The sequence below is a fragment of the Gloeocapsa sp. PCC 7428 genome (assembly GCF_000317555.1).
GTDB lineage: Bacteria > Cyanobacteriota > Cyanobacteriia > Cyanobacteriales > Chroococcidiopsidaceae > Chroogloeocystis.
The window spans coordinates 1,114,905-1,128,670 of sequence record NC_019745.1 but is presented as its reverse complement, the minus strand read 5'-3'; the positions used below and the strand labels follow the sequence as shown (position 1 = coordinate 1,128,670).

Below are 13,766 nucleotides of genomic sequence, written 5' to 3'. Positions count from 1 at the left end.
AAAGCCCTACGACTAAAGTTCGGGCTACATGAGCAAAGTTGACGATCGCGCACTAAAAGTACGACGTTTGCTTAGGCGCAAGTTCGTTCGCGATCGCACTTATGCAATGTCATGAATTCACAAACTAAAAATTTAAGTCTGAAGATAGTGTGTGCTTTCCAGCCGAGCAATCTAAACTGAGGCGTGTGTAAATTCAGAAAATTCTCATGGCAGAAAACGAACGACCAGAAGACGTTTTATCACCCGAAGTCCTAGACAAAATTAAGCATCCGCCAGCAATAGATGATGCTATGCAGCAGTTATCTACGGAAGAAGTGATGAATAATCCGGCGATGACTCCACCTACAATTGATGACTCGATGGAAGACAGAAGCGACTGGAAGCGCGATGAGTAAGGATACAATTTGATAGAAGATCCCACTGCCGCTTGCTGTATGCTGCCAGTTATTTATTCTGACGAGTTCCTTGACCATAAAACTGGACGATTCCACCCAGAAACACCAGGACGCTTAAGCGCGATCGCTACCGCACTCAAACAATCAAAGTTTGCCCACCGAATAGAATGGCGATCGCCAACTTCACTAACAGAATCACCAGCATTAGCACTTGTTGAACAAATTCACGCAGCAGAATACATTAACCTCGTTCGTTACATCGCTAATACGGGTGGCGGCTATCTAGAACCAGACACGCCAGTTTCACCGCGCAGCTACGATGTAGCATTGTTAGCAGTCAGTGCATGGCTAGACGGCGTGAATAGTGTTTTAGCGACTCAAAATCCTGCTTTTGTTCTCACGCGTCCTCCAGGTCATCATGCTGAAAGCGATCGCGGTATGGGATTTTGTTTATTTTCAAACGCGGCGATCGCGGCATACTATGCCTTAGCACAACCTGGTATCAACCGTGTCGCTATTCTCGACTGGGACGTGCATCATGGTAATGGTACTCAAGCGATCGTCGAAAATCATCCTCAGATTGCTTTTTGCTCGCTGCATCAATCTCCCTGTTATCCTGGCACAGGATACGCCTCGGAGCAAGGTAAATTCAACAACGTTTTAAATTTACCTGTGTCACCTGGTAGTACTATGGCAACGTATCAGCCTTTGTTTGAAGCAAAAGTTATACCATTTTTATGTAACTTTCAACCTGATTTACTGATCGTTAGTGCAGGCTACGATGCAAATGCAGCTGATCCTCTAGCAGAAATTGCATTACAGCCTCAAGATTACGGCAAATTTACAGAGTATTGTTTACAGCTAACTCGTAGAATTGTATTTGGTTTAGAGGGTGGTTATGATTTTTCTGCACTCTCGCAATCAGTTGTTGCCACGTTAGAAAAATGCCTCGTTCACGTTTAACTTAAATCTACGTAAAATCTAAGAAGCATTTGCGGTAGACATACCACAAGGAGTCCACGCAGGTGGACTTCGTTCGTTTAGTAGTGAATTTATTCGCCATAGGATTTAGAGACGCGAGATTTAGCACAGCAAAATAAATTCGTCACCACATCTAGCTGTAATAAACAGTGTATTTAGATACATCCTCCGCAATCTTGTCAGAAAAAACAATTTTTTTGAAAAGAAAAGCTTTTAGCCGTATAATTACAGGTGTAACGAATTGTTAAGAAACCGGATTTAGTAATTTTTCTGTGGAATCTAACAGCAATAGTGTGGAGAAATAAGTAAGCACTATTTATCCCCTGAAGTTGAGTGAAAAGTAATGACGACATATATTTTGTTTGAAACCGCTTTAGAGATGCTCAAAAACGCCTACCTTGCGTCTGCATTGATGCTAATTTCCGTTTCTGGAATAGGTTTAGCCGCGATCGCACTTATTGAAAGAGACGTTCCCACTTCCGATACACATCAGCAGCATCATATTTAAGGTTTTGGTAACGGTTACAGCACACAGCCTGTCGAGTTAAGCTAGCAAGTCAGCGTTTGTAACTTGGTCATAGCTCTATAACAGTCACAAAATAATTCATCCACCCTAAGGTACATTTTTATCCTTCTTTAGATATACTTATCTGAACCGTTATTTGCGCCACAGAAGGAACCTAGGGTATGACTTGCGTAGAGTTGGAAAGGCAAATCGCCAAATTAGCAATGGCAATGATGACTCGAAATTCACAGATAGGAAAGGATTTAATCAGTCATCTCAAAGCCCAACTCACCACCGAAGCAGTCGCTGGGATAATCATCATTAGCATTGAGCGTGTACTTTGGTTTGATCCCAACTCGATACTGTGGACTGTAAATCACCTTCTCCCTACTGATATCTACCAAGAAATCCAAAACACATTCCTCGTACATTTTTACAAGCAGTTAATTAACAAAGGTTTCGTTCCAGGAAAAGACTTTAGTATTGATGCGAAGAGTCAACTACTGTTGAATCCACAAGCTAAGTCCGCAATGTTCAGTAACCTGATTGAAAACAACCTGAAAACTACATAGCAACAGATCGCTGTAAAGTGAACAATAGGGGAATTTCCCTGACTTTTAATCTCCTCCTAACTCGTACCTATGCCTTGTTGTGGTACTTTAAATCAACTTGCTCAAGTTTTAGCCGCTAAACCAGTTTTATCTAAGACTGAGATAACGACACAGTTTACGGGTATTAATACAGATAGCCGTACTATAAAACCAGGCGAAGTTTTCGTTGCCTTACGTGGAGAAAAATTTGATGGTCATAAATTTGTATCCGCAGCTTTAGAAAAAGGTGCGATCGCAGCGATTGTTGACTCTGGCTTTCAATCGCCAAATGAATCGATTCCATTTCTGCAAGTAGAAGATACTTTAAAGGCTTATCAACAAATTGCGCACTGGTGGCGTCAGCAATTTTCTATTCCAGTGATTGCAATTACGGGTTCAGTTGGGAAAACGACAACTAAAGAACTCATTGCCGCAGTTTTAGCCACACAAGGTTCTGTTCTCAAAACCCAAGCGAATTACAACAATGAAATTGGTGTCCCAAAAACCTTATTGGGACTTGGTTCGGAACATGATTACGCAGTTGTTGAAATGGCAATGCGGGCAAAGGGAGAAATTGCTTTACTCACGCAAATAGCTTGTCCGACAATCGGCGTGATTACAAATGTCGGAACTGCGCATATCGAAAGATTAGGGTCAGAACAAGCGATCGCAGAGGCTAAGTGCGAATTATTAGCCCAAATGCCAAATTCGGCGGTAGCAATTCTCAATCATGATAATTCGCGTCTCATGAAAACTGCGGCAACGGTTTGGCAAGGTCAAACTGTTACTTACGGCTTAGAAGGCGGAGATGTACGTGGTGAAATTGCCAGCGATCGCATCGTAGTCGATGGAACAGAAGTAACGTTACCGCTACCAGGGCGACACAATGCGACTAATTTTCTCGCGGCTTTGGCTGTTGCTAAAGTTTTACAAATCGATTGGTCATGCTTAAATACTGGTTTAGTCGTTGATATGCCAAGTGGGCGATCGCAGCGTTATGAATTACCGAATGATGTGGTAATCTTAGATGAAAGTTATAATGCTGCACCAGAAGCAATGAAAGCAGCACTGCATCTACTGGCAGAAACGCCAGCAAAGCGACGAATTGCAGTGTTGGGTGCAATGAAAGAATTGGGAGAGCGATCGCTGCAATTGCACCAAGAAGTAGGAAAGTTAGTCGATCAACTCAAGATTGATTTATTAATAGTTTTAGTTGACGGTGAAGACGCAGAAGCGATCGCACAAAGCACCGAAAGTACTTCGGTAGAGTGCTTTGCTAGTCATAAAGATATCGTAGAGTACTTGCGAGAAATTGTTAGTGAAGGCGATCGAATTCTTTTTAAAGCTGCGCATTCGGTAGGTTTAGACCAAGTTGTCAATCAATTTCGTGTTAATTTTAGTTAGTTCAGAAACTAGAATAGCCATTCTTTTATAGCTGATGCAAATTATTAACTTAGATGCTGCTGATGAAGATATATTACAGCAATTAGCAGACTTATTAGTTGATTCTTTTAAAGAACATTGGGCAACTGCGTGGACAAACTTTGATAGTGCTTTTCAAGAAGTACAAGAATCATTAGCACCTGATAGAATTAGTCGTGTTGCAGTTGATGACAATGGTACAGTTTTAGGATGGATTGGTGGAATAAGTCAATACAGTGGCAATGTTTGGGAACTTCATCCTTTAGTTGTCCATAGTGAGTTTCAACGTCAAGGAATTGGCAGCGCGCTTGTTTTAGACTTAGAAAACAAAGTAAGAGAACGTGGTGGAATTACACTTTGGTTAGGTACAGATGACGAAGATAATATGACGTCACTGTCAGGTATAGATTTGTATCCCAATGTATGGGAACATATTGCTAATATCAAAAATTTACGCGGTCATCCTTACGAATTTTATCAAAAGCTAGGTTTTGTCATTGTGGGAGTCATGCCCGATGCCAATGGTGTAGGAAAACCTGATATTTATATGGCAAAAAGTTTAAGAAGTTAAATACCGTGGCTTTTACCAATTACCCAATGACGGCGAAAGAAACGAGATAAAGCAGATTCTTCCAAAGATAAATAAATAGGACGTCCATGCGGACAAGTTCGCGGGTTACGCGTGCGTTGCCATTGGTTTAAAAGCGTCTGCATTTCTTCTAAACTTAATTCTGTACCATTCCGAATTGCACTACGACAAGCAACTGCTACTTGTGCAGTTTGTAAGTCTCCGCCCAAGCTAAGTTCTAACAGGGCGTCTGCACAATCATCGCGTGTTTGTAACATTGCTGGAATATTACGAATTGCCCACATTTGTTCGCCAAAAGGCTCAATTTCTATACCAATGCGTTCGAGTTGCGATCGCTGTGCTGGGGAGAGATTATTTAAAATAACTGACGGTTCTAACGTCACAAGTTGCCAATTATCGACTAATTGCTCGTACAAAACACGTTCGTGTGCAATATGTTGTTCAACTAACCACAATCCTCCTGGATGCTCTGCCACAATGTACGTATTGTTAACTTGAGCTACAGCTTTAAGAATGTAAGTAGGAGGGCTACTATTGTGGGATTCTACTTCAGTGTCTTGAATTTGGCGGTTATAGTTGTACCCACTTGTTGCTTCAGCTGCTTTAATTAATTTGCTAACTCGTGAATTATGTAGAGATTCAGGAATTGTTTCAGGATGAACGCGTAAAGCTTGTTCAATGGCTTGCGCAACTTTTTCTTGCCAATAATCTAAATGATGTAAATAAATTTCTGATTTTGCAGGGTGGCGGTTCCAATTGATATGATTAGGCGCAACTTGAAGATGTAAAAAACATATTGGGTAGCGATCGCGCGGTAATGTTCGTGCTGTTGCAGTCAGTACCGTTTGTTCAATTTCTGGTAATTTTACTCTACGCCCATTTACCGCAACTCTTATCCAATCAGGACGATGACGATGACAGCGATCGGGTAAGCCTAAAATTAATTTGATAAAAGCGCGTGTTGTAGAATTATCACTCTGTACTTGAGGAGATAAAGTATCTGGATTGGGAACCTCAACAGTCAGTTCTTGTAAGTCATTTATATGCACTTGACGAAGAATTTGCGGTAATAAATGCTGTGAGGTTTTTCCAGCGCTGATCGTAAACCACTCGCGATCGTCTTGCCAAACTTGCCAAGTTACGTGCGGGTGACATAAAGCAATCTGCTGAATTGTACTTTGCACGGCTTTCATTTGCTGGGCGATCGCAGGTAATCCTTCGCGGTAGTTTGGTAAATTGCCAAATAAGTCTGATACTGTAACAACTGTACCAGGCGCGATCGCGACTGTTGTTGCTTCAGATACTTGTCCTCCAGCATCGTAGCAAACGTGCCATCCTTCGGCGGTTAAGGCTGGGCGACTCATAATTTCTAGGTGTGCTAATTGCGTTAGGCTATGCAACGCTTCACCGCGAAACCCTAAGCTAGTAATTTTCCACAAATCGTCGCAATTGCGAATTTTACTCGTGCTGTGTGCTGTTGCTGCTTGCTGTAAATCTGTGAGTTTCATCCCACAGCCATTATCCGCAACTCGTATGCGCCAATGCTGTGTCCACACAGCTACAACAATTCGTGTTGCACCTGCATCGAGCGAATTTTCTACTAATTCTCGTACAACTGCTGCTACTGAGTCTATCACTTCTCCAGCAGCAATTAAATTAACAACTTCTTCCGGTAAAGTGTAAATACTGGATAACATACAATCCAGTTTTTGATTAACTAACAACTTAACTAAATTAAAAAATATTTGCTTATACGAATAATCAACTAAAATACTTAAATAAATTGCTTTTGATTATTTATTATATCACTCAAAATAAAGTAATTAACCATATCTAATTCAGCAAGCTCATCGCTTTGATTTTGTTTCTCGTAACGCGTACAAAAAGTCAATAATAAACTATAAATTTAATAAAAATTAACACGCATTTGTTTGAGAATTCTAACTATTCCTAAAGAAAGATATTATAAACGTTCATTCTAAAGAAGGATCGTATAGCTTGTATTACTTGGTAAATTGCGAATGAGCAGATAAGAGAGGAACCTTACATGAACAATCCTTTAGGCGGTATCATTCCAGAACAACCACCTATTGAACCTCAGTCTAACGTACATGAACTTAAGTCGCGTTTAGAATGGGGCGAACCAGCATTCACTATCTTAGACATACGCGATCGCAACACTTACAACGACGGTCACATCATGGGCGCAATGTCAATGCCTGTAGAAGAATTGGTAGACCGCGCTGAAAGTTCACTGGCTAAAAGCCGCGATTTGTACATCTATGGTGAAACTGACGAACAAACAGCGCAAGCAGCACAACAACTACGCACTGCTGGATTTGAGCACGTATCAGAACTCAAAGGTGGACTTCCTGCATGGAAAGCTGTAGGTGGTCCTACCGAAGGGATTTTAGAGTCTAGAACCCCAGCAGGTGCAGATGACTATAACGTTGTTTCGCGTATGCAAAATCAAGCGGAAACTCAACAAAAGTAACTTATAGTCTAACACTATACCTTAGTAGAATTTACACTCATCACAACAGCTATCAAACAATCCCTTGTATTTAAGATTCTCCTATCTCAATGCGTCATTTTGAGGTAGGAGATTTAATTTTTATTAATATGAAAATCCTTCTCGATAGGAAAGCATAAGTCTGGAGCACATAGTTTTGGAAAATGCATAGTTGTGACTTCTAGCGTATTAACGTTTACACGTCGAATCGCATGGTTGTTCGTATCAGCAACAAAGATGTAAGAACCTATCCCGCTTAGTCCAGAAGGTTCAGAGAATTGAGCATTTGTTTGTTTGTGATCGCGATCGCCCGCTGCATCTCCTAGTACAGTTTGACAAATACTCGTATGAGGATCTACTCGCTTAATTTTGTGGTTGTAGGTGTCTGCAATCCATAGTTGTTCTTGGAAATATTCTACGCCTAAACAGTGTTGTAAGCGTACTTCTGCCCCAACGCCATCAACATCACCAAAGCCGAACAACTCACCACTACCACATAAGGTTGTTACTTGTAAATTTTCCAAACTGATACGACGAATCGAACTGACTTCACTATCTGCAATATACAAGTCTTTACCATCAGTCGTGATGCCACTAGGTTGAGCAAAAGCTGATTCTGCTAAAGCGCCATCAATACAAGCTTCTGCACCTCTACCAGCATAAGTTGAGATCGCCAACGTTTCTAATTGTAACTCCCAAATTTGGTGCGAACCTGCCATCACGATAAATAAAGAATTGCCTACTTGTTGGATATCCCAAGGAGAATTAAGCGCAGTCTCTAAACCAGCACCGTGATGCGGTTGGATATTGCGGCTTTGGTCGCCTGTACCTGCGATCGTTTCTACAACTTGACGCTGAAAATCAATTCGGCGTATTGCATGATTTTCTGTATCGGCTACATACAATAATTGCTTCTCGGTATCAAAACACATTCCTTGAGGACTAAAAAATTGCGCTTCACTAAACGAACCGTCGCGCAATCCAGGTTTACCCGTGCCAATGACATACTGCAACTCTCCCGCTAAAGTACTTACAACGATGCGATGATGACCAGAATCAGCAATAAATAAACTGGCTGTTGTGGCTAAAACTTTACCAGGGAAAGCCAACGGTGTTATCAATGGTTGGCGTTGTTTCTCTAGAATTAAATTGAGTACTTGCGCCGAAAAAGTCCCTTTTTCTTGGTGTTTCTGAATTAACTGCGCTACTAATTGGTCTATAGCATTGCAATGACCTTCACCAGATACATAACTAACTACGTAACCTTCAGGATCAATTATCATTAAAGTTGGCCAAGCACGCACTGCATATTGCTGCCACACTTTAAACCCACTATCAACGAGTACTGGATGTTCAATGTCGTAGCGCAAGATTGCTTGGCGGATATTCTCAACTTCTTTTTCGTTGTCGAACTTAGCTGAGTGAATACCAATTACTGTAAGGTTATCCTTGTATTTGCGTTCGAGATATTTTAAGTCTGGCAGGGTATGCAAGCAGTTGATACAGCAGTACGTCCAGAAGTCCAAAATAATAACCTGACCTCGCAGTTGTTGTAGTGATAAGGGCTGCTCAACATTTAGCCAAGCTTGGTTTTGGGGGAGTTCTGGCGCTCTCACTCGCATCATATGCTTTCGTTGTAGCGTAAATTTAGTAAAATAGTAGCGCAATTAAATAACCTGGAACTGACTCTATGAAATGAACTACAGTGTCAACTCCAGGTTACAGATTCAGCTATAAAAACTCTAAGAAGTTCAAAAGTATCAGACTTTTATCTACTTGAGCTTATTTGTTTTCAACCTTGCTTTGGGCTTCTTCCATAGCGGCTTTTTTGTCAGCCTCATTCGGATTAAATGTAACACCTGTCTGACGTGCCTTCAGTTCTAAAGTTTCAGGAATATTTTCTCCAAGCTTTTTAATATTCTTTAACCCTGTATCACCGATAGGGCGTTCAGCGCTATCACCAAAGTCTTCAGCTTTTTCTTTGATGCGCTTCATAGTCTCACTCGTGACAGGATTCTCGTCTAATTCTGGATTAGCAGGAGCAGCCTGGGCTTGTAGAAGTACGCTTTGATTGAAGACTGGAGCTACTAAGAATGTAATAGCTACCAAGAAAACTGTAATAACGTGACGTAATCCTACATTTTTGAACCAATTCATCATTGATTTCATTTTCCTCTCCATTGATCTTGGATTGTAACTTTCTAACTTTTTACTTTTTTAGGAATAACATCTTCTCCCTAGGGTTAGAAAGTTTGCAATTGTGCAGCGCGATCGCTTAGTCTAAAAAGTAAATTTAGATTAACCTCTTTCTACATATCCGGTTCTAGTTGTACTTTATCGTCTGTAGCAGCTGGTTCTAATTCTTCCTCTATTGCATTTGGAGGGATAACATCTTCTGATGGTGATGGCGATAAGTCAATTTCTGGCGTTAATGGTGGTTGAGGCAATACTTGAGTTTCTGAACGACGCCGGAAGCGATTGAAAAATCCACCTGGTTTCTGTAAGGGTTGTGTGCCTTCTAGCACCGGTGTAGGTTCTGATGCTTCTGGAGAAGTTTCTTCAGATGGTGCGATCGCAGGTTCGGCTTCAGGTGAACTTGGCGGTTCTAAAGTTTCTATTTCCGGTATATCTTGCGTTGGCGCAGGAATTTCTAGCTTTTCGGGGACTGTTTCCTTGTATTCATCAGGTAATTCCGGTTCTACAGGTGTCACCCTGGGAGTAGGTTCGATTTCACGACGCCGGAAGCGATTGAAAAATCCACCTGGTTTTTGGCGTTCTAAATTGGAATCACCTTTGATTGCTGGTTCGGTTGATTCTGTTTCAGTTTCCTGCTGCGGTTGTTGAACTTCTGTTTCGTCTAATGGTGCTTGTTGTGGAAGTTCTCGTTCTACTTCTGGGGAGGGTATAACTTCGGGTACTGGTAAGGGTGATTGTGTAGAAGTAGGTTCAACGCTAGGAGACTCATTAATGTAATTTGGATCGACAATACTACGTGCTTCGGCGACTGATATTTGTCCTTTAACTAACTTTCCTAATGTATCCGTTGCTGTAGGATCGTACGTGACGAGTCGAACTGTATTGTTAAAAACATTCGGCAAAGAGTTACCTTGCTCGTCAATAAACTCTAGCTGAACCCAATTCCTGCCAGGTTGCAAACCTTGAAGATACAGCGGTTGCCAGCGATCGATAATAAAGCTTTCTCCATTAATTGTGCAGCGAATACGCCAATCAGCAATATTTCCTTGTTGTTTTGCTTGAGCAACAAGATGTAACGGCGCATTAGTTAGGTAAAAATCGAGGAGAACTGGTTCCGCGCTCACTGTTCCTTGAGGTGTGTTGTATGTTAGCAGTGGTTTTTCAAAATTAGGGCTATTATTGTCATTTTTCGCGAAGATATGGAATGTCGTTTGGGCGTAAGCTCCTTCATTCTTGAAGCTTTCATTCCAAGGATAAGTAGCAAAAACACGCAGAGTATGCGTTCCTGGAGCTAAATCTGAAAAAACAAGTGGCTCGTTGAGATTGTAAACATTTATGTATGGTTGGTTATCTAAGATGACATTGAGGTGAGGACCTAAATTTAGTTCTTTGTTTTTAAAGAGTTGTAAATCTTGAACCTGCAAGCGGACGTTAATTGTATCGTCTTGCAAAATTTCGTCGGGCTGCGGACTCAAGATAGATACTTGTGGGCGGCGAGCTTCTAAGCTTTGACGTAGCTGCTGAATCACTTCAGGTGGAGAGACTTCAGCGATCTTCGTAGAACGTGGTGCAATACTAGAAGCTGAGCGCGTGTCGTTAGGGTTGCGTGCTTCCTCGGTGAAGCGATCGCCACAACTAATTAAACTCAAGACAATTAGCCCTGTCAGTAAAAATGACACAACTGTTTTGATAACTTTTTGCCACCAATTTATATCCAACACGTCGCTGAATCCTCGCAACTGACGTCAAACTTTCCTAGTTTATTACTGCTATCTCTAATTGATTCTCAGTAATAGTTACTAGTATGACAGTGGTAAAAATAGCATTAGCAAATAGGTAGCAAATATCAACCAAAAAATAAGCACAAGTACGCGGCAAAATCACTGAGTGGCAGAACTTTTAGCCTTTTTATTAATAATTCTTTACTTTACACGCACAATATTTATTTTTGAAGTATAAGTTTTACGAATGTTTGAGCTTTGTAAATTATATGAAGATACTCTTGACTTTTTTTCCACTGGTTTGAACTCGCATAGCAGAATTGACTTACTCTCCAGGGTTTTTGAATTATTGTTAAAAAACTTTCAACACTCAGGTAATCATGACCCTATAATTCATCAGAAAGCACTTTCCACGAGTGACCTTCATTGCTGGGTCAACCGGACTCCTAATTTGAGGAAGATAGGATGATTCAGCCCGAAGACAGCTGGTGGTGTCCACAAGTTCTGTTTCCTTGTCTAGAGAGGAGAGTCTAAATGACGATGAGTCCTCCGGAGCGAGAGGAAAAAAAGGCAAGGGTTATCGTCGATAACGACCCTGTACCTACTTCATTTGAAAGATGGGGACAGCCTGGTCACTTTGACCGCACCTTAGCTAAAGGTCCAAAAACAACAACCTGGATTTGGAACCTACACGCTCTCGCCCATGATTTTGATACTCATACCAGCGACCTAGAAGATATCTCGCGCAAAATCTTTGCGGCGCACTTTGGTCAGCTGGCTGTGATCTTCCTCTGGTTGAGCGGCATGGAGTTTCATGGCGCTCGCTTTTCAAACTACGAAGCTTGGCTAAGTGACCCAATTGGGATTAAGCCAAGTGCGCAAGTTGTTTGGTCAATTGTTGGTCAAGATATTCTTAACGCCGACGTTGGTGGTGGTTTCCACGGCATCCAAATCACCTCTGGATTATTCCAAGTTTGGCGTGGTGCTGGTTTTACAAATTCCTTCCAGCTATACGTAACTGCAATTGGCGGTTTAGTGGCAGCAGCTTTGATGCTATTTGCTGGCTGGTTTCACTACCATAAGCGCGCTCCTAAGCTGGAATGGTTCCAGAATGCGGAGTCGATGCTAAACCACCATTTGGCAGGCTTACTGGGCTTAGGTTGTTTATCTTGGGCAGGTCACCAAATTCACGTAGCTTTACCAGTCAATAAGCTATTGGATGCTGGAGTAGCACCAAAGGATATTCCCCTACCCCACGAATTCATCCTGAATAATAGTTTGATGGCAGAGTTGTATCCTAGTTTTGCCAAAGGGTTAACGCCCTTCTGGACATTGAACTGGGGACAATACGCTGACTTTCTCACCTTTAAGGGTGGATTGAATCCTGTAACAGGTGGTCTATGGTTGACCGATACAGCGCACCATCACTTAGCTTTGGCTGTGCTATTCATCGTTGCAGGTCATATGTACCGCACGAACTGGGGTATTGGTCATAGTATTAAAGAAATTTTAGAGAACCACAAAGGTCCTTTTACAGGTGATGGACACAAAGGTCTCTATGAGAACATGACCACGTCGTGGCACGCCCAGCTAGGTACAAACCTCGCGATGCTTGGTTCGTTGACAATTATCGTGGCGCATCACATGTACGCGATGCCTCCCTATCCGTACTTGGCAACTGACTACGCCACAGCGCTATCGATCTTCACTCACCATATGTGGATTGGCGGCTTCCTAATTGTTGGTGGAGCAGCCCACGCGACGATTTTTATGGTGCGTGATTACGATCCAGCAGTGAACCAAAACAACGTGCTAGATCGGGTAATTCGTCACCGCGATGCGATTATTTCGCACCTGAACTGGGTGTGTATGTTCCTTGGTTTCCACAGCTTTGGTTTATACATCCACAACGATACAATGCAAGCGCTGGGTCGTCCGCAAGATATGTTCTCGGACACCGCAATTCAATTGCAGCCTGTGTTTGCGCAGTTTGTCCAAAATATCCACACCTTAGCACCTGGTTCTACCGCACCTAATGCGCTTGAGCCTGTGAGCTATGCCTTCGGTGGTGGTGTGGTTGCTGTAGGTGGCAAAATTGCCATGATGCCGATCGCCTTGGGTACGGCGGATTTTATGATCCACCACATCCATGCTTTCCAAATTCACGTTACAGTATTGATTCTACTGAAGGGCTTCTTATTTGCTCGCAACTCGCGTTTGATTCCAGATAAAGCGAATCTTGGTTTCCGCTTCCCGTGCGATGGTCCAGGTCGCGGCGGTACTTGTCAAGTATCAGGCTGGGATCACGTGTTCTTAGGTTTATTCTGGATGTTCAACACGATCGCGATCGCGGTCTACCACTTTAGCTGGAAGATGCAATCGGATGTGTGGGGAACGATTGACCCAGACGGAACCATAGCGCATATCACGGGTGGTAACTTTGCGATGAGTGCAAACACCATCAACGGTTGGTTGCGTGACTATCAATGGGCGCAAGCAGCGCAAGTGATTCAGTCCTACGGTTCAGCACTCTCTGCATACGGTCTGCTGTTCTTAGGCGCTCACTTTGTTTGGGCTTTTAGCCTCATGTTCCTCTTCAGCGGACGTGGCTATTGGCAAGAACTCATTGAGTCGATCGTTTGGGCACATAATAAACTAAAGGTCGCCCCAACAATTCAACCCCGCGCACTCAGTATTATCCAAGGTCGTGCGGTAGGAGTAGCTCACTACTTGTTAGGAGCGATCGTGACAATCTGGGCGTTCTTCGAGGCGCGCATAATTTCAGTAGGTTAGCATTTAGCCATCAGCACAGCGTTTCAGTGCGATGTCAGCTGATGGCTTAAGGTCAGAGGATT

The 13,766-nt window shown here is 42.4% G+C and carries 12 protein-coding genes; 8 read left to right on the top strand and 4 right to left on the bottom strand.

What is annotated here, in order from left to right; translation table 11 throughout:
- Positions 1-206: 206 nt before the first annotated feature.
- From GLO7428_RS05055 to GLO7428_RS05030, 6 genes are all read left to right on the top strand, one after another.
- The gene (locus GLO7428_RS05055; RefSeq protein ID WP_015187483.1) at positions 207-395 is read left to right on the top strand and encodes a hypothetical protein; all 189 of its coding nucleotides are present in this window, start codon (positions 207-209) and stop codon (positions 393-395) included.
- Positions 396-434: 39 nt separating this feature from the next.
- Positions 435-1,358 carry a histone deacetylase gene (locus GLO7428_RS05050; protein ID WP_015187482.1) on the top strand — a complete coding sequence of 308 codons (924 nt, stop codon included), beginning with the start codon at positions 435-437 and terminating at the stop codon, positions 1,356-1,358.
- Between the two features lie 361 nt (positions 1,359-1,719).
- Entirely contained in the window at positions 1,720-1,884 is a 165-nt protein-coding gene (locus tag GLO7428_RS28305; protein ID WP_015187481.1) for a hypothetical protein, read from the top strand.
- A 179-nt stretch (positions 1,885-2,063) separates the two neighbouring features.
- Positions 2,064-2,453, top strand: a complete 390-nt coding sequence (locus GLO7428_RS05040; protein ID WP_015187480.1) for a hypothetical protein — start codon at positions 2,064-2,066, stop codon at positions 2,451-2,453.
- A gap of 69 nt (positions 2,454-2,522) precedes the next feature.
- Positions 2,523-3,875 (top strand): UDP-N-acetylmuramoyl-tripeptide--D-alanyl-D-alanine ligase, encoded by a 1,353-nt coding sequence (gene murF, locus GLO7428_RS05035; protein WP_015187479.1) that lies wholly within the window; start codon positions 2,523-2,525, stop codon positions 3,873-3,875.
- Between the two features lie 34 nt (positions 3,876-3,909).
- Positions 3,910-4,464: a GNAT family N-acetyltransferase gene (locus GLO7428_RS05030; protein WP_015187478.1), complete on the top strand. Its 555-nt coding sequence runs from the start codon at positions 3,910-3,912 to the stop codon at positions 4,462-4,464.
- Here GLO7428_RS05030 and mutL read toward each other — a convergent pair.
- Entirely contained in the window at positions 4,461-6,179 is a 1,719-nt protein-coding gene (gene mutL / locus GLO7428_RS05025) for a DNA mismatch repair endonuclease MutL (RefSeq protein ID WP_015187477.1), read from the bottom strand. The genes GLO7428_RS05030 and mutL overlap by 4 nt on opposite strands.
- 350 nt (positions 6,180-6,529) lie before the next feature.
- On the opposite strand from mutL, the gene GLO7428_RS05020 reads away from it, so the two are divergent.
- The gene (locus GLO7428_RS05020) at positions 6,530-6,976 is read left to right on the top strand and encodes a rhodanese-like domain-containing protein (RefSeq protein ID WP_015187476.1); all 447 of its coding nucleotides are present in this window, start codon (positions 6,530-6,532) and stop codon (positions 6,974-6,976) included.
- Between the two features lie 113 nt (positions 6,977-7,089).
- On the opposite strand, the gene GLO7428_RS05015 is transcribed toward GLO7428_RS05020, so the two are convergent.
- From GLO7428_RS05015 to GLO7428_RS05005, 3 genes are all read right to left on the bottom strand, one after another.
- The gene (locus GLO7428_RS05015; protein ID WP_015187475.1) at positions 7,090-8,619 is read right to left on the bottom strand and encodes a thioredoxin-like domain-containing protein; all 1,530 of its coding nucleotides are present in this window, start codon (positions 8,617-8,619) and stop codon (positions 7,090-7,092) included.
- A 157-nt stretch (positions 8,620-8,776) separates the two neighbouring features.
- Positions 8,777-9,163: a hypothetical protein gene (locus GLO7428_RS05010; RefSeq protein WP_015187474.1), complete on the bottom strand. Its 387-nt coding sequence runs from the start codon at positions 9,161-9,163 to the stop codon at positions 8,777-8,779.
- A gap of 140 nt (positions 9,164-9,303) precedes the next feature.
- Positions 9,304-10,869, bottom strand: coding sequence for a hypothetical protein (locus GLO7428_RS05005; protein WP_196797460.1), 1,566 nt, complete (start codon positions 10,867-10,869; stop codon positions 9,304-9,306).
- Positions 10,870-11,445: 576 nt separating this feature from the next.
- On the opposite strand from GLO7428_RS05005, the gene psaA reads away from it, so the two are divergent.
- Entirely contained in the window at positions 11,446-13,704 is a 2,259-nt protein-coding gene (psaA, locus tag GLO7428_RS05000; RefSeq protein ID WP_015187472.1) for a photosystem I core protein PsaA, read from the top strand.
- The last annotated feature ends 62 nt before the right edge of the window (positions 13,705-13,766 follow it).